Here is an 18591-nt window from a genome sequence, read left to right as displayed (position 1 = left end):
CAATCAGAGCCCCCTGAAGCAGTCGCAAAAATAAACAGGCCAGTCAGACAGATATCACCGCCTTAACAAGGGCCATCTTCAAAACCTTCGGTTACCACAATACGCATACCGGCTCGATTTGCCAGACCTGCAAAATCCGGGAATGAAGTCGCCACATTTGCACAGTCCAGAATGCGAATATCATCCTTTGCCCGCAGTGCAGCCACGGCAAATGACATGGCAATGCGGTGATCGCCATGACTGTCAATGGTGCCACCATTAAACACGGGCTTTTGCCCTGAAGCTTTTCCTGAAGAAACAGGGGAAACACCGGAACCATTGATCATCATACCATCAGGCAGTGGTTGTGCATCAATACCGAGGGCAACCAAACCATCAGCCATCGCCTGAATTCGATCACTTTCCTTGACCCGAAGCTCATGTGCCCCAGTCAACAGCGTTCTACCTTCTGCACAGGCTGCTGCAACAAATAGCACCGGAAATTCATCAATAGCTATGGGAACCAGGCGCTCAGGAATATCAATTCCTTTCAGCTGTGCTGAGCGCACAATAAGATCAGCCACCGGCTCTCCACCCACAACAGACTCATTCTCCAGGGTTATATCAGCGCCCATCAGCTGGAGAATCTCAACGACACCTGAGCGAGTTGGGTTCATACCGACATGAGAAAGCCGAACTTCTGAACCCTCTGCTATTGAAGCAGCCACCATGAAAAAGGCGGCAGAAGAGACATCAGATGGGACATCAATACGTGCTGCGGTCAGCTTGCTACCACCTTTGATCGCCACCCGGCAGCCATTATCGCCACTCACCGAGACTGGATAGCCAAACCCACTGAGCATACGATTGGTATGATCTCGAACAATACCTGGAGCAACTGTCACCGTTTCACCTTCAGCGTACATTCCCGCCAACAACAGGCAGGACTGAACCTGGGCAGAGGCCATAGGCAGATGGTATTCAATACCTTTTAATCGCGACCCACCCTTGATTTTCAGGGGTGGGCGACCACCTTCTGTCGTTTCGATAGTTGCTCCCATCTGACTGAGAGGATCAACAACCCGATTCATTGGTCGACCCGATAATGAATGATCACCGGTCAGCGTTACGTCAAAGGACTGGACAGCCATTAGACCAGCCATCAGCCTCATTGCAGTACCAGCATTACCGAGATAAAGTGGGCCCTCTGGCTGCTTCAGGCCATGCATACCAACACCCTGTATGGTAACCTTCCCCTGATACGGGCCATCAATCTGAACACCCATATCACGAAATGCTTTCAAGGTCGCCAGCGCATCCTCTCCTTCGAGGAAGCCGTCAATAACCGTTTCACCTTCTGCCAGGGCTCCCAGCATTATGGAACGATGAGAAATTGACTTATCCCCGGGTACTCTTAATTCACCAGAGATTGCCCCTCCCGGGCTAACAATAAATGCCTGCGTACTTTCTTTCATACCTTCCATAACTTCTTTTTTTATCTCGTGATCCTCAAGCAGCACGGAGCCCGACAACCCACCACTGACAACGGATGCGTCTGGCAAGGTGTTCACTCTCTGTTTTCTGCTCTCCAGGAGAGAAGAAAAATGCTGGCGAGCTGATTGAGCACGACTGAATATGCCCAAAAGTGATTGACTGTCTTTCTCAATAATGGCCTGGCGGAGCACCTGAAGCCCCTCTGTGAATTCATCCAGTGCTTCCAGCACTGCCTGATTATTACCCAGCGCCACATCATGCCACATAATAGGGTCGCTACCGGCAATCCGCGTAAAGTCACGGAAACCACCCGCTGCAAACCGAAAAATATCCTGATTATCCGGATTACCTGCGAGTGTATCCACCAGTGAGAATGCCAGAAAGTGAGGAAGATGACTGGTTTTTGCCAGAACTTCATCATGGTGATAAAGGTCCATATCCGTCACCACAGCCCCACAGGATTCCCAGAGCATTTTCACCGTTTCAAGCGCAAGAGCGTCAGTATTTTCTAGCGGAGTAAGAATAACATCATGAGCCTGAAACAGGTTTGCTTTTGCCGCACCCACACCACTTTTCTCAGAACCCGCGATAGGATGCCCCGGAACCAGGTAATCAGGCATTTCTCCAAACACCTCAAGGGCAGCATCAAGAAGCGCCCTTTTACTGGACCCGGCATCCGTAATCACCTTTTTACCCAAAGAGCCATCCAGTGAGCACTGGACAAGCTCTTCAAGAACAGGCTTCATCGCCAACATGGGAACGGCAAGCATAATCACATCAGCTGCAGCCAGCCCCTCCGCAAGGCTCTGACATCCATGATCAATAATTCCCAGTGCCTTCGCCTCCTCCAGAGAGGCCTTATCCAGATCGTAACCATACACTTGCCGGCAAGCTCCGGCAGACTTCACTGCCGCCGCAAAAGATCCCCCGATCAGGCCTAGCCCAACAACCAGCAGTGTATCAACTGTTTTCACAAACGCACTCCTTACGACACAAGCAACTTACGCCAGCACCTGACCCAGCGCTTCCAGGCAACGACGATTTTCTTCCGGCAGGCCAATAGAGATACGGAGGTGCTCTGGCATACCGTAATTAGCAACAGGCCGAACAATGACACCTTTTGATAACAACCCTTCGTATACGGGCATGGCATTACACCTCAGATCAACCGTAATGAAATTGCCCGACGAAGGAATCCAGCTCAGCCCAAGATCAGAAAAGCCCTGCTCCAGAAATGCCATACCCTGCTGATTAACCTCAATGGATTTCTGCATATAGGCATCATCCTGGAGAGCGGCAACCGCACCGAACTGAGCAGGCAGGTTGAGGTTAAATGGCTGCCTCAAACGATTAAGCACATCCGCTACTTCAGGATTGGATATCGAATAACCGACACGAGCACCTGCTAACCCATAAGCCTTGGAAAATGTTCGGGTAACAACCAGATTTGGATAACGATCAAGCAACTCAATACCATCTGGCAGATCACCGCCTACGCCATATTCGTAGTACGCTTCATCAAGAACAACAATGACATCTTCCGGAACCCGATCGAGGAAACCAAGTAACGCCTGCTCACTGAAACTGGTACCAGTTGGGTTATTGGGGTTCGCAAGAAAGACGATCCGGGTGTTCTCTTTAATTGCTTCAACCATCGCATCAAGGTCATGGCCATAGTTAAGCGCTGGAACCGCAATACCTTCAGCACCCACCGCTTTCACAGCCAGAGGATAAACGACGAATGCATACTGAGAATACACAGCAGAACTGCCTGCATCCAGAAATGACTCTGCCAAGAGAACCAACACATCATTAGAGCCATTACCCATTGTCAGCTGCTCAGGCGACACTTTTAACTTCTCTGCCAGAGTCTGCTTCAATAGAAAACTACTGCCATCAGGATATCGAGCCAGCTCCGCCAGAGACTCAGCCATGGCTTTCACAGCCGAAGGGGGTGGCCCCAGCGGATTTTCATTGCTGGCCAGCTTGACAATATCTTCAACCTTCAAACCCTGCTCCCGGGCAAGCTCTTCAATAGGCTTGCCAGGCTGATAAGGGCTCATTCCTCTCACTCCGGGTACCGCAAGCTCCAGAAAATCACAGGACATAACTCGACCTTCAGTTGGGTTATTGATCATGAAAATGGCCTTTTCAACCACAAATCTCAGAGGCTGAAACAGAGCAACATTTCCAACTCATGGCAATTTTTATTGATTATGGAAAATTTCAGAGGTTGTACGTATACCGGGTAAAAACAGACTCCAAACAAGAAGCCAAACCGGGCCAGTTTTATATACTGAAAACTGACCCGGCATGTTTTTAATGAATGCTAGAGAACACCCTTCGGATATGATCCAAGAACACGAAGATCATTAGCACGCTCACCCAGCTTTTCAAGCACCTTACGTACGACAGGATCTTCCTGATGCCCTTCAAAGTCCACGAAGAAGACATAATTCCAAATTCCGGTACGTGACGGACGAGTCTCTACCCGGGTCAGGTCTAAATTATGAACATGAAAAGGCTCAAGGATGGCATGCAGAGCTCCGGGCTGATTACGCATACTGATGACTACAGAGGTTTTATCATTACCACTGGGTGGTACTGGTTGATTACCGATAATCAAAAAGCGTGTCGAGTTATCCGGACGATCCTCTATTTTTTCAGCAATCTTTTCCAAACCGTACATTTCTGCCGCCATATCACCGGCAATTGCTGCTGAATTCCACTCACCCTTGATGCGTTTTGCCGCTTCAGCATTGGAACTCACCGCCACCCGCTCGGCCATCGGCCAGTGCGAATCAAGCCATTTACGGCATTGAGCAAATGACTGGGCATGGGAATAAATCCGGGTAATATGATCGCGCCGGGTGTTTTCTGACACCATCATATGCTGATGAATACGAAGGACGACCTCACCACAAATCTTTAATGAAGAATCCAGAAAACTATCCAGCGTATGGCTGACAACACCCTCTGTGGAATTTTCAACAGGCACCACACCATAGCTGACAGCACCAGCAGCCACTTCACGAAATACTTCATCAATAGCCGCCATCGGCACACACACAGCCGAGTGACCAAAGTGCTTCAAAGACGCTTGCTGGGTAAAGGTACCCTCAGGCCCCAGAAAAGCTACCTTGACTGGATCTTCGAGTGCCAGACAGGCCGACATAATCTCACGAAACAGACGAGCCATCTCTTCATCATTGAGAGGACCATCATTTTTTTCCATGATTTTACGGAGTACCTGGGCTTCACGCTCCGGACGGTAAAACACAGCAGACGGGTCAGCTTCTGTTTTTACACGAGCCACTTCCTGGGCACACCGCGCACGTTCACTGATCAGATCCAGAATTTTCTGATCAAGAGAATCTATTTGAATTCGCAACTGCCCCAACTTCTCATCTGCCATTATCCGTACCGCCGTTCAAATTCTTTCATGAAATCAATAAGAGCATCCACATGTTGCTCTGGCACTGCATTATAGATACTTGCCCGCATACCGCCTACTGCCTTATGGCCTTTAAGGTAGCGAAAGCCTTCCAGTTCAGATTCAGCAAGAAACTTCTCATCCAGCTCTGGCTTGATAAGCGTAAAAGGTATATTCATGCGGGAGCGCCATTGAGCATCAACAGGGTTCTGATAAAAACCGGAACCATCAATCTGACCGTAGAGCTTGGACGCCTTTCGTCCATTAATCTCATTAATAGCCTCAAGTCCACCCTGCTTCTTCAACCATTTAAAAACCAGACCGGCCAGATACCAGGCAAACGTCGGCGGCGTGTTATACATAGACTCATTGCCCGCCTGCAGTTTGTAATCCAGCACTGCAGGGCACATCAAAGAGCCATGATCCAGCAAATCATCTCGAACGATGACTACGGTCAAACCAGCTGGCCCAATGTTTTTCTGAGCCCCCGCATAAATCAGGCCGAATTTACTGACATCGACAGGCCCGGACAGAATATTGGAAGACATGTCCGCAACCAGAGGCACATCGCCAGAGTCAGGAATGAATGAAAACTCCAGCCCACCAATCGTTTCATTGGGCGTGTAGTGTAAATAGGCCGCATCCTTACTAAGCCGCCATTGATCCTGTGAAGGCATGGCACTAAAACCATTGGATTTACCATCAGCGGCAATATTAACATCCATATAGCGCTGCGCTTCTTTAATGGCAGACTGCGCCCAATGACCACTATTTACATAATCAGCGGATTTTTTATCACCTTTCAGGTTCAGAGGCACTGCTGCAAACTGCCCTCGAGCCCCACCCTGCAAAAATAGTACTTTATAGTTACTCGGTATCTTCAGAAGATCTCGCAGGTCTTTTTCAGCATCGTGAGCGACAGCAAGAAACTCCTTACCCCGATGACTGACCTCCATCACTGACGCACCAACATCCTGCCAATTCATCAGCTCATCACGAGCTTGCTGAAGCACCTCATGAGGAATAGCCGCAGGTCCGGCTGAAAAGTTGTAAACACGATTTTCCAGCTGCGCCAGAACATCATTTACAGAATGCTTCACGATGACTCCCTCTCCACTTAAAGACGGCCTACCCCGGTCATTACTTACAAATTTTAGCGCTATCGATATCAGACAATTATTGATAATTGCCCCCGGTAACTACTCCTGCTTTACTCTACTTCCCGCATCCATGCAGTCGGGCATTACCATCATACAGCCCATCACTGGACATAAAAACGCCAGCACTGGGCTGGCGTTTTTTTATCAAGCTATCAGGATTCTACCGTCCCTTCATTTTCAACAGGATCACCCTGATCTTCAGCCTGTTCAGACTCACCTGCCAACTCTGGATCAATGCCAGCACCGTCGACATTTTCAGGTTCTTCAACCCGGGCCACCCCAACCAGCTTTTCACCTTCAGAGACACGAATCAGTGTAACCCCCTGGGTATTCCGCCCAAGTGAAGATACTCCGTCAACTCCGGTTCTCACCAGCGTTCCCTGATCGGAAATCAGCATAATCTGCTCACCGCTTTTCACTTGAATAGCGCCGACAATTTCACCATTACGCTCAGTGCACTGCATGGAGATTACTCCCTGCCCGCCACGACTGGTCAAACGGAACTCATCTACCGAAGTCCGCTTACCAAAACCTTTGGCACTGGCCGTAAGAATCTGGGTATCGTCTTCCGGAATAATCAAAGAGATAATACGCTGACCTTCTGGAAGCTTCATGCCGCGAACACCTCGCGCCGTTCGCCCCATGGCGCGAACCCCCGTCTCCTCAAAGCGGACTGCCTTACCACCATTAGAAAGCAGCATTACCTGCTTCTCACCGGTGGTGATCTCTGCACCTACCAGCGTGTCACCCTCATCAAGACCAAGAGCAATCAAACCAGATGAACGTGGACGGGCGAATTGCTCAAGAGGTGTCTTCTTGACCGTACCATTCATTGTCGCCATAAAGACGAAATAGCCTTCGGTATATTCTTCTACAGGCAGCATGGCAGTTATCTTTTCACCCTGTTCCAGAGGCAAAATATTCACAATGGGTCGACCACGGGATGTTCTGCCAGCCTGAGGAATCTGGTAAACCTTAAGCCAGTAAACCTTCCCCTTACTGGAGAAACAGAGAATCTGGGTATGGGTATTTGCGACCAGCATATGCTCGACGTAGTCTTCTTCCTTAACGGAAGCAGCGGACTTACCACGACCACCCCGGCGCTGTGCCTGATAGGTATCCAGTGACGTCGTCTTGGCGTAGCCACCATGGGACAGGGTTACCACCATATCCTCAACATCAATCAGATCCTCAACCGTCAGGTCACGACGGGAGCTGGTAATTTCGGTCCGGCGTTCATCGCCAAACTCGTCCCGAACCAGCTCCAGCTCTTCCTGAATAACGGCGCGCAGTTTCATAGGATCACAGAGAATCAGCATCAGTTCAGCAATCTTCTCTAATAGTTCCCGATATTCTGAGAGCAGTTTTTCATGCTCAAGACCGGTCAGGCGATGCAGGCGCATTTCCAGAATAGCCTGAGCCTGTCCTGGAGAGAGGTAATACAATCCATCTCTCAGGCCGTACTCTGCAGGCAGCTCATCCGGACGACAGGCATCAGCACCCGCACGCTCTGCCATTTCCGTCATATGCCCCGGATTCCAACCCTTGGCCACCAGCTTTTCTTTTGCTTCAGCGGGTGTCGGAGAATCTTTGATCAACTGAATGACCGGATCAATATTTGACAGAGCAACCGCCAGACCTTCCAGAATATGGCCACGTTCACGTGCTTTACGTAACTCATAAACGGTACGACGGGTTACCACTTCCCGGCGATGGCGAATAAAGGCAGCCAGAATATCTTTCAGATTCATCAATTTTGGCTGGCCGTCCTGCAGCGCCACCATATTGATGCCAAACACCGTTTCCATCTGAGTCTGGGCATAAAGATTGTTTAAAACAACTTCAGCATTCTCACCACGCTTTAACTCAATAACTACGCGCAAGCCATCTTTATCAGACTCGTCACGAAGCTCTGAAATACCTTCAATTTTGCGTTCCTTAACCAGCTCGGCAATCTTTTCGATCAAGCGAGCTTTGTTAACCTGATAAGGTATTTCATTAATAATAATCGTGCTTTTATTGCGCTTCTCGTCATGCTCAATATCCGCCTTAGAGCGAATATAAATTCGGCCACGGCCCGTACGATAAGCCTGCAATATCCCGGCACGACCATTGATCATGGCTGCGGTCGGAAAATCCGGCCCCGGGATATACTCCATCAGGTCGTCAACGGTCAGTGACTCGTCTGCCAGCAGAGCCAAGCAGCCTGTGACAATTTCAGTCAGGTTATGAGGGGGTATATTGGTCGCCATACCCACCGCAATACCCGCAGAACCATTGACCAGGAGGTTTGGTACCCGGGTAGGCATTACCGCAGGAATCTGCTCGGTGCCATCATAGTTTGGCACGTAGTCAACGGTTTCTTTATCAAGATCCGCCAGCAGCTGATGGGCGATCTTGTCCATGCGAATTTCGGTATAACGCATGGCCGCGGCAGAGTCACCATCAATGGAACCAAAGTTCCCCTGACCATCCACCAGCATATAACGCAGGGAGAAAGGCTGAGCCATGCGGACAATGGTGTCATAAACCGCAGAATCACCGTGAGGATGGTATTTACCGATAACATCACCCACCACACGGGCAGACTTCTTGTAAGGCTTGTTCCAGTCGTTGCCCAGTTCGCTCATGGCGAACAGTACGCGCCGGTGTACGGGCTTCAGCCCGTCACGTACATCAGGCAGGGCACGACCAACGATGACACTCATGGCATAGTCCAGATAGGACTGTTTGAGCTCATCTTCAATATTTACCGGGAGAATCTCTTTGGCAATTTCAGTCATGGAAACCCAGTCGTCCTTTTGCTTACGGCCAACAGATCGAAGTCAGCATCCATTCCGGTTCTGTGGACCAGGATACCGATGTTGAAAAGCTCTTCCTACACACAGAAGAGGGCTCTCATTTAAGGCATCACTATTCATGGGATCACCAAGGTGATCCATCAATCGTTAGCTGTTCGAAGAGGTAGTCATTGGTCGGGTGATGCAGAGGTGTACCTCACAGGAAACTCCATAGTCAGTCTGACAGCAGAGTCCCTGTTTTGACGCAACCGCCAGATGGCAAATCAACCTTCTTACAGCAGCAATCCCGATAGAACGGGCAAAGCGCCACTGCACTCAACCACTTCTGTAATACAGCTATTGGTTCGATAACCAATAAAAGAGCAAGAATACCACAGTACATGCCGGTATCGCGAGATATCTCTCGGATAAAACCACTAGAATAAACCACTTAACATTTATCATGTTTTTGCGCACATCCCCACCTAATCCACAAACCAGCGCTTCAGAAATATAACTTCGCCTCATTCTGACGAACCGAAACCTGAAATACTCTGATACACAAGCCCCGCGTGTGGAAATATCTGATAATCAGGAACATTAACAAAGCCCTACCCCCTGTGATCAAATGTAATATTAAAGGTATAATCCGCATAGATGGCAGAGATGACTGCCCCGATTTAATCCCTGCTTTGACGGATCAGAACGAATGCCTGAAATGCGCTCAGCACAAAATGTGGATCTTGGAGAAATAGCCAAGTTTGAAGAACTGGCCAGTCGCTGGTGGGATCCTGACAGCGAGTTCAGACCATTGCATGAAATCAACCCACTGCGTTTGAATTATATTGATCAACGAGTAGGACTGGCAGGCAAGCGTGTTGTTGATATTGGCTGTGGCGGTGGCATTCTCAGCGAATCAATGGCTCGCCGGGGGGCTGATGTCACTGGCATTGATATGGGTGAAGCACCACTCTCCGTTGCCCGCCTCCACAGTATGGAAAGCGGTGTTGACGTAAACTACCGACAGATTACCGCCGAAGAACTGGCAGAAGAAATGCCAGGACAGTTCGATGTCGTTACCTGCCTGGAAATGCTGGAGCATGTCCCCGACCCGGCATCAGTCATCAGAGCCTGCAGCAAACTCCTGAAACCAGGGGGACAGGCATTTTTCGCAACTATTAACCGCAACCCAAAATCCTTTCTCTTTGCCATCATCGGCGCAGAATACATACTCAAACTCCTGCCAAAAGGCACCCATGAGCACAGTAAATTTATCAAACCCAGTGAGCTGAGCAGGGATATGAGAAAAGCTGGTCTTGATATTCATGATATGACAGGAATGACCTACAACCCACTGACCAAAGTCTATCGACTCAACCCGAAGGATGTAGATGTTAATTATCTCATCTATGGCTCCAAACCGGCTGAGCATTAGATTCTGTTGACATAAGATTCCAAACTCAGTGGTTCGTAAAGCCGTATTCCACGAGGGCTGGTGCAGTTGCAGGTGCAGCCCATTGACCAGAAAATCGTGGCCCTTCTGGTTACCGCCACCGTGATAACAACAATGAGCAAGAGTAATGCTGATGAAAGCCATTGAAGGCGTTTTTTTTGATCTGGATGGCACCCTTCTCGATACTGCAGAAGATTTTGTCATCACGGTTAACCAGATGCTAACCGATCACAAACACCCAGAACTGGATGGCCAGCTGATCCGACGGCATGTGTCGGCCGGATCCAGAGCACTGATGCAGCTGGCATTTAACATTCCCACCGGAAAAGAACTGGAGCAGAAAAGAGCGCTGTTCCTTGAGTATTATGACCAGCATATTCAGGATCAAAGTCGCTCAACTTTCGCCCACCCCTACCCCGGCATTCTGCCATTGATCGATGAGCTTGAGCATCGGAAGATCGCCTGGGGTATCGTCACCAATAAGCCCAGAGCCTACGCCATAGCTCTTATACGGCAGACCGGCCTGCTTGATAAGAGCCATGCCATTGTTTGCCCAGAAGATGTCAAAAGGGCGAAACCGGATCCAGAATCCCTGATACTGGCCTGTAAGCAAGCCAAATGTTCACCAGAGCACAGCCTCTATATTGGCGACCATGCCCGTGACATTGAAGCAGGAAAGAGAGCTGGCATGACAACGGTTGCTGCACATTATGGCTATATTGCAGAAGGAGATAATCCTAAGGAATGGCAGGCAGACCTGGACATTGACAATATCAAACAGTTACATGATTGGCTTAAGCAATGTAACTGGCTGATTCCTGAAGATAGAGCGTTATCCTCAAGCAATAGCTTGTGAGTTGCTTTATCCAAAAGAATGACCACCAATACCATTAGAGCAACAATGGCAGAGTGGTGGCGTTTTCATAATGAGGTTTTGAACCATGTTTAAGTACCAAGCTCCCCAGGACCTGCTCAAGGGAAAAGTTATACTGGTTACCGGAGCTGGCGGTGGTATTGGAAGAGTTGCAGCACTGACATATGCTCGTTACGGTGCCACTCTCATCCTACTGGGGCGTAATACCGAAAAACTCGAAGCAGTTTATGATGAAATCGAACTGAACCAGTGGCCACAGCCTGCCATTTACCCATTAAACCTGGAAAGCGCTGGCGACATCGATTTCATCAACCTTGCTGAAACGATTGAGAATGAATTCGGTCGGCTGGATGGATTACTTCATAACGCCAGCCTTCTTGGGGACCTCAAACCTATCAGCCAATTCCCTACAGAAACCTGGATGCGAATCATGCAGGTCAACCTGAACTGTGCATTCATGATGACACGGGAATTACTGCCTTTACTCAGACTCTCTGAAAAAGCATCCGTTATTTTTACATCATCAGGCGTCGGTCATACAGGCAGGGCTCACTGGGGAGCTTACAGCGTTTCAAAATTTGCCACAGAAGGCCTGATGCAGATCATTGCTGATGAAGAGGACGGGATCAGCTCTGTCAGAGCCAACAGTATCAACCCAGGCGGCACCAGAACAACCATGAGAGCTTCCGCTTTCCCCGGCGAAGACCCGCAAACCCTGCCTACACCGGAAGAGATTATGCCGGTTTACCTCTACCTGATGGGCAATGAGAGCCAGCATATCAACGGTCAGGCTTTTCATGCCCAAAAAAGCTAAGGCTTGATATAAATACCCTGGCTAACCACCAGGGTGTTAAACAAGTGTTTCAACGACTTTGTCAATTAAAAAGAACTTATTCGTCAATAAACTGAGAGCAAACTCTTCCATAAATTATATTTTCCATCGTCTATTCTGAGTCGGTCACTCTTGTCACAAGCACAGCCATCACAAACATAATTATCACAAACAAAATTATGAGAACTCGACTCAATGGACAAAAAAAACTTGGCCGCTCTATTTTTTTCATGCCTGTTGAATGTGCAATCTTTCGTAGCCAATAGCTATGAACAAAAAGACTTAAATAATGAAATGATTATTGCAGCCAACTGGCAGCAACACTCAGGAGAGTATGCAGCTTATCTTTATCAGAGCTTTAATAGCGCCGCTGACCAACTGGAACCCATTTTAAAACAAATACCAGAAGGCAAAAAACCGGCCATTATTACCGATATTGATGACACCCTGATCCCAAGCACACCTTATTTCACCAGTATGATTGATACTAACGAGTCACGGAATATCGAGCGCTCAAGGTTCTGGTGGAACCACCAGGAAGCAAAAGCACTTCCGGGCTCCGTCGAGTTTCTGCAAAAAGCCAATAACCTTGGCATTGAGGTATTCTATATCAGCGGACGGTTCAAGGATGTAAAAACCATTACCATCAATAAACTGAAACAGTTAGGTTATCCGGTTAACAGCGACAAACATGTTTTACTGCAAGAAGAAAAAAATGTAACCCTAAGCAAAGAAGAAAAGCGACAACAGATTATTAATATGGGTTACCACCCAATCATGTTATTTGGAGATCAATTAGCCGACCTTGGAGAAGTAGATCAGGGACTTTACCCAGAAAAGAAGAAATGGGTCATACAGCATCAGGATAAACTTGGCAGTCAATGGTTTATTTTACCAAACACTGTTTATGGTTTCTGGGAAGAGTCCATCACCCGAGATTACCGATTGCTGAGCCCTGAAGAAAAACATAATGCCCGTATACAGGCCATCCTCTATCCCGGCTTATCAGTTACTGCTCCGGAAAATTATCAACAACAAATCATAATGGCGAATCTATGGATGAGGAGATCTGCAGATTTTATGGCAATCGCTCAACAGACCTATAATCTTGCCAGCAAAACTCTTGAAAACCCTGAAAACAGCCTTATTAAAGACCGGGCGATTATCGTTGATATAGACGGCACACTTATAGATTACCCACCTATTCACTTGGCCCCCCCGCTTTGTAAAAGCTTTCCTGACCCTGAAGAAAAAATGAGGAACTATGAAAAACAGCTTAGGGCATCACCAATTCCCGGCGCCAGAGACTTTTTAAACAAAGCGGCTGCTCTGGGCTACGAAATTTTCTATTTAACAGCCAGAGAACACTCCTCAGGTCGATCTGACCATAAAGGAGACGTTGAGGCCTTCACCCTGAAACAACTGACTCATAATGGATTTCCAAAAGTCTCTCAGGAAAACCTGCTAAATCGCTCAAAATACTGTCCTGGAATAGCAAGAAGCTGTGATAAAGAGCATCAACGAAGAGCCATCATGACTGGAATGATTAATGGGAAAAAATATAATGTCAGATTGTTTGTGGGCGATCTTCTTGATGATTTTGACCTGAGAGAACAGGGGCTGTCCCCTTTCGACAAGTCCTCTGTCGAAAAAACTAAAGATAATTACGGCAGAAAATACTTTATTATTCCCAACCCAGTCAACAAGACCTGGATGTGGCACTACTATTCTAAAGTTGCTGGTAGAGACATCTGCCAAATGAGTGAAAATGAGCGCTCTGATATTCGCAAGAGTTTGATAGAGGACTGGCCTGAAAAAGACTTTTATAAAGCAGCACAACGCTAATGTCTATATTTAAAATTTGAAGCATTACATCTGGAAGAGCAGCTACCCTTTAACAGCATAGCTGCTCTTCCAAGCATTCAAAAGTCATAAAAGACTCCGTAAAAGCCAGCATAGAGTCTCTAAAATCTCATCAGCATGGTGAAAAAATTCCAATAACTGAACAATCTTCACCAAGCAGTTTTAAAAAGAGAGCATTTGCAAACTACAACCTTTCTTTTAATATGCCTTGGATACCATAGGAACGAATTCCTATACCTTAGCTTAAACTCACTACCTTAATCTAATTATTCTCTTCGTAATAAATCTCTTAAAATGGGTAGTGATCCAAAAAATAACACCCAGCTAATCAGCGCTAACAATAGGTACGAAGACCAGCGATACAGCATATCCCAGTCTTTATTAGCATCATGAATTATTGAAAAGTCAGTAACATAGATAGTTTCACAAGCGCCATTACCCGTATCTGTACGTGTAATACTGGTTCCCCGGGTTATTTTCCGGCCTCGATAATTAGAGAGATAACCTTTTATATGAACAATATCTCCATAATTGGAATCAAGAATCGCCTCTGCTATCTCTGGATCGTCCGCTAACATGTGATTATTAGCCAAACGGACTCCATCAAAACGGTTGTATACCACAGGGTCATCAATCCATGTATAACAGGTCCACTGACCACTTGAGAATTCAACATTTTTATAGATGGAAGGATCCATATTGGCAGCCCCCCAAATAACACATAAATCCTTAATATTGAGGTTATCAGCCCATTTTTCATGAACACGATCCATCCATGAATCACTGTGGTGATATGAGACAACCATTCCCCACTGCTCATAGTCGTATCTGGGCGTGATCTCGTAGCGCTCCCCTCCTACCTGAGTCATAAATGGCTTTACACGAGCTGGAGTCTGAATAGGATCATTCATTAATCCAGCGACTGCCCCTGGTCTTTCAGGTAACTGGTCTTTCATCCATCCTGAAACCGCCCAGACTATCGCAAACATAATGAACAGGTATTTTTTCACACGCTTTCTCCAGCCAATCCCTGCTAGCAGACATCGACCGAAGCAAAAAATAATCCAAGCCAAAAATCATGCCAGATAGAAGACTTCTCCGCCATCAATGACAGACTAAAGCTTCATCAGGCTACCATTTTCCATTCGATAGACTTGATCCATCTTTTCAAGGGTCGTGGTTTTATGGGTGATCATAATGACAGTGCTTTCTCTGAACTGACTGAGCACTGCATCCATCAGTGTTTGTTCACTTTGAATATCCAGGCCTTCACCAGGCTCATCCATGACCAGAATCGGCGAAGCCTTCAACATAGCCCTGGCAATAGCCAAACGACGCTGCTCACCACCAGACAAGGCGATACCACCCTGCCCCAGCCAGGTATCCAGCAAACCACTCTCTCCATTCCTTGCAGCAGCCAGCCTATCGAGACCAGAGCTTCGAACGACATTCATAAGCTCCTCATCGCTCGCTTGTGACGCAGCCAACTTCAGGTTTTCTCTCAATGTTGCACTGAATACGTGGGTTTTCTGAGGCACAAAGGTGATTGCCCGGTACAATTCCTGCTCTGAAAAACGATGAATATCCTGTTGATCAATGCAGACCTGACCGGTGAGTGGCTCCAGCCCCCGGCTCAATAATTTGATCAGGGTTGATTTACCGCATCCTGTCTTCCCTAAAAGGGCAACATGACTACCTGCAGGAATGGTTAATGAGAGTTGAGTAAAGATTTCCTGCCCATGGCTATAGCCACAAGCAACATCATTGAATTGAATTTCGCCGCTCACAGAAAGGTTGGAGGCTATATCCGGGAAGTTCACTGTCGGCGTACTGACAACCTTACGCAGGCGGCTGGCCGCATGCCGGGTATGGCTGAGAAACTGAAAGGCTAAAGGCAGCGGCATCAGTGCTTCAAAACTGGCCAGCATACCAAACACCATCATCACCATTACTGGCCCACTGACTGCACCGGTAGCCATTTCACTGCTGGCAATATACAGAACCAATAATGCAGCGGCGCCCGATCCGGACACAAACAGCGCAGAACCCAATCCCTCAAGAGCCGCCATACGGGATTGATCCTTGATTAATGCCTGCTCTGAACCGGCGATCACTGATCGGCTGTTTGCATCACTGCCGTATATCTGCTGCTCAGCCATCCCCTGCAAATAGTCCAGCACCTGCTGCCGAAGGCGAGCCTGCCTGACCCCCATGGATTCACCGGTTTTCCGGCCCAGAACATAGAACAACAAAGGCATGGAGACAATCCATAGAATCATCACAACAAAAGCCACCATCGCCACCGTCGGGCTAAAAAACCATAGGAAGAGCGAAAAGAGCATCGTAACCATCAGAGCAGATAACAGAGGGCTGATGAGCCTCAGATAAAGCTGGTCCAGTGCATCGATATCAGCCACCAGCCGATCCAGTAACTCACCCTTTCGATATTGACCCAGCTGCTCCTGTGAAATGGGAATCAGCTTACTGAAAAACCAGCTGCGTAAGCCAGAAAGTAAACGAAACGTGGCGTCATGGCTCACCAGTCGCTCAGCATAGCGAGCCGCAGTACGGGCAATCGAAAACCCTCTAACACCAGCCCCAGGGGTAAAAAAGTTAAACGTCTGTGCTGTTGTAAAGGTCAAACCAGCAATAGCAGTAGCCGTTATGAACCACCCAGAAAGCGATAGTAGGCTGAGACTGGCTAGCAAAGTGACAATCGCCAGAAGAATTCCCAGTGACAGCATGCCCAGGTATTGCCGATACAGCTTCAGGAAAAGCCACAGGTCATTCATCATCCAGACTCCCACTGTACATAGTGACAAACTGCTGGAACTGAGGATTCCCTTCCATCAGAGAAGATGGAGAACCATCGGCAACCAGTCGCCCCTTATCCAGCATCAGTATCTGGTCCATGGCAGTCAGCTGGTTGATTCGATGAGTTATGGTAATCACCGTACAGTCCCTGGGAATGGCACTGAGTGCATCCAGTACCAGTGTTTCACTGGCAGAATCAAGACTGGCCGTAGGTTCATCCAGAACCAATAAACGGACCGGCATCACCAGAGCTCGAGCCAGTGCAATTCTCTGAGCCTGCCCTACCGAGAGATTACCGCCCTGTTCCTGCAGTGAACTGTCCAAACCATCGGGCAGCCTTTCCAGAATATCCAAGCCCTGAGCCTTTTCCAGCGCTTTCAAGCATTGATCAGGAGTAACCGCTCGCCCAAATGCAATGTTGTCATAAACAGTGCCATGAACAATCAAGGGGTGCTGTCCAAGCCAGGCAATCTCTTTTCTCCAGCTATCAAGGTCAGTAGCGGCTAAAGATTGGCCTGCCACCAGAATATCTCCCTGATAATTCCAGAACCCCATCAAGGCATTAATGAGCGTAGTTTTACCGGCACCACTGCTCCCAACAATACCAACCCGGCTACCCGGTTTTATGGTGAACGACAGTTGATCAAGCAAATACTGATTGCTATTTTTCTGGCAGGCAGACGCTTCTGGTTCAACCTCAGTTTTTACACTGGCAAATACAGAAAGTGCTCTTACCTCAATGGTTAATGGCGTTTCTGAGGGAATAATTAACCCGCCACGATGAACCTCAGGCTCTTCCCTGGAAAGGACCGCCAATATCTCTTCTGTCGCACCGACGGCTTTTGCTTTTGCATGATAATACGTTCCCAGTTCCCGCAGGGGCTGGTAGTACTCAGGGGCCAGAAGTAACAGGAAAAGGCCAGTATATAATGTCACCTCACCTCCAAAGGTGAGATGCCCCAGGAAACTCATACCCAGAAATACGGCAACCAGTGCAATGGACACCGAGGCGAAAAACTCAAGCACCGTTGAAGAGAGAAATGCCAGCCGAAGAACCTCCATGGTCTTTACCCGAAAGTCTTCACTGGCACCGGATAGCTGCTCTTCTGCAAACTGGGTACGATGAAATAACTTTAACGTTTCCAACCCCTGCAGGCGGTCAAGAAAAAAGCCCCCCAAACGCGAAAGCGCCTGAAAGTTTTTACGGTTAGCCTGAGCTGCCTTGATGCCCACAAGAATCATAAATGTAGGAATAAGCGGTGCGGTACCCAGGAAAATAATGCCGACAACCCAGCTTTCAGGAAAAGCAACTACCAGCATAATCGCAGGAATCGATACAGCCAGAACCATCTGGGGCAAATATTTAGCAACAAACTCCTGCAACTCTTCTACCTGCTCAACCGCAATCGCCGACCAGCTGCCGGCAGGCTTTTCACCAATCACCAGAGGACCCAGCCGTCTCAGCTTATCCAGAAGAAGCTTTCTTACTTCAACTCGAACACTGGCGCCCGCCCTGAATCCACAAAACTCTCGCCCCCAGGCACAAACACCACGAATAATCACCAGCAATAAAATCAAAAGAAAATCATGATTTAACATTTCTCTAGTGGCATTTTCCATCACCAATTGGTGAATCATGCTGGCCATAATAGAAGCCTGCACAATTAAAAAGATCCCACTGAGCAAGCCAAGGAGCATTGAGATCAGCAGCCAATGCCGGGCTGGCTTTATCTGCCTCAACAGCCATCGATAGGCTTGTTTTTGCGTTGTTTGACTCATTCTTTACCGATTTTCCGGACTGCATACCAAAGAAGGGCATTGTACATAAGTCGATCGCCCGTCACCATGTACAGCCACCACGAACATACAAGCTGGTTTTCAGATAGCGACACCCCCTATAATTACGCGC

At 48.0% G+C, this 18591-nt stretch carries 12 protein-coding genes; 4 read left to right on the top strand and 8 right to left on the bottom strand.

Annotated features, from left to right (window positions below; genetic code table 11):
• Nucleotides 1-62: 62 nt before the first annotated feature.
• From GV64_RS12800 to gyrA, 5 genes are all read right to left on the bottom strand, one after another.
• Nucleotides 63-2447 (bottom strand): bifunctional prephenate dehydrogenase/3-phosphoshikimate 1-carboxyvinyltransferase, encoded by a 2385-nt coding sequence (locus tag GV64_RS12800; RefSeq protein ID WP_020583309.1) that lies wholly within the window; start codon nt 2445-2447, stop codon nt 63-65.
• 27 nt (nt 2448-2474) lie between these two features.
• On the bottom strand, nt 2475-3611 hold the full coding sequence (gene hisC, locus GV64_RS12795; protein WP_236632951.1) for a histidinol-phosphate transaminase: 1137 nt from the start codon (nt 3609-3611) through the stop codon (nt 2475-2477).
• A 191-nt stretch (nt 3612-3802) separates the two neighbouring features.
• Entirely contained in the window at nt 3803-4888 is a 1086-nt protein-coding gene (gene pheA, locus GV64_RS12790) for a prephenate dehydratase (protein WP_020583306.1), read from the bottom strand.
• Nucleotides 4888-6006: a 3-phosphoserine/phosphohydroxythreonine transaminase gene (gene serC, locus GV64_RS12785; protein ID WP_020583305.1), complete on the bottom strand. Its 1119-nt coding sequence runs from the start codon at nt 6004-6006 to the stop codon at nt 4888-4890. The genes pheA and serC overlap by 1 nt, the downstream gene beginning before the upstream one ends.
• 212 nt (nt 6007-6218) lie before the next feature.
• Nucleotides 6219-8849 (bottom strand): DNA gyrase subunit A, encoded by a 2631-nt coding sequence (gyrA, locus tag GV64_RS12780; protein ID WP_020583304.1) that lies wholly within the window; start codon nt 8847-8849, stop codon nt 6219-6221.
• Nucleotides 8850-9555: 706 nt separating this feature from the next.
• Between gyrA and ubiG the strand changes: the two genes are divergently transcribed.
• The 4 genes from ubiG to GV64_RS12760 all read left to right on the top strand — a co-directional run bounded on the left by ubiG (nt 9556) and on the right by GV64_RS12760 (nt 13850).
• Entirely contained in the window at nt 9556-10281 is a 726-nt protein-coding gene (gene ubiG / locus GV64_RS12775; RefSeq protein ID WP_020583303.1) for a bifunctional 2-polyprenyl-6-hydroxyphenol methylase/3-demethylubiquinol 3-O-methyltransferase UbiG, read from the top strand.
• 151 nt (nt 10282-10432) lie between these two features.
• Nucleotides 10433-11155, top strand: a complete 723-nt coding sequence (locus tag GV64_RS12770) for an HAD family hydrolase (protein ID WP_033403322.1) — start codon at nt 10433-10435, stop codon at nt 11153-11155.
• An 85-nt stretch (nt 11156-11240) separates the two neighbouring features.
• A complete protein-coding gene (locus tag GV64_RS12765; protein ID WP_020583301.1) occupies nt 11241-11987 on the top strand; it encodes a YciK family oxidoreductase in 747 nt (248 codons plus the stop codon).
• Nucleotides 11988-12200: 213 nt separating this feature from the next.
• Nucleotides 12201-13850, top strand: coding sequence for an HAD family acid phosphatase (locus GV64_RS12760; RefSeq protein WP_020583300.1), 1650 nt, complete (start codon nt 12201-12203; stop codon nt 13848-13850).
• 284 nt (nt 13851-14134) lie between these two features.
• Here the strand turns inward: GV64_RS12760 and GV64_RS12755 are convergent, their stop codons facing one another.
• From GV64_RS12755 to cydD, 3 genes are all read right to left on the bottom strand, one after another.
• On the bottom strand, nt 14135-14878 hold the full coding sequence (locus GV64_RS12755; RefSeq protein ID WP_020583299.1) for a hypothetical protein: 744 nt from the start codon (nt 14876-14878) through the stop codon (nt 14135-14137).
• A 105-nt stretch (nt 14879-14983) separates the two neighbouring features.
• Entirely contained in the window at nt 14984-16663 is a 1680-nt protein-coding gene (gene cydC, locus GV64_RS12750; RefSeq protein WP_020583298.1) for a heme ABC transporter ATP-binding protein/permease CydC, read from the bottom strand.
• Nucleotides 16653-18461 carry a heme ABC transporter permease/ATP-binding protein CydD gene (gene cydD, locus GV64_RS12745; RefSeq protein WP_026258356.1) on the bottom strand — a complete coding sequence of 603 codons (1809 nt, stop codon included), beginning with the start codon at nt 18459-18461 and terminating at the stop codon, nt 16653-16655. Before cydD ends, cydC begins: the two co-directional genes overlap by 11 nt.
• Nucleotides 18462-18591: the final 130 nt, after the last annotated feature.

The sequence above is a fragment of the Endozoicomonas elysicola genome (assembly GCF_000710775.1).
GTDB lineage: Bacteria > Pseudomonadota > Gammaproteobacteria > Pseudomonadales > Endozoicomonadaceae > Endozoicomonas > Endozoicomonas elysicola.
This window is presented reverse-complemented; position numbering and strand designations above follow the sequence as displayed.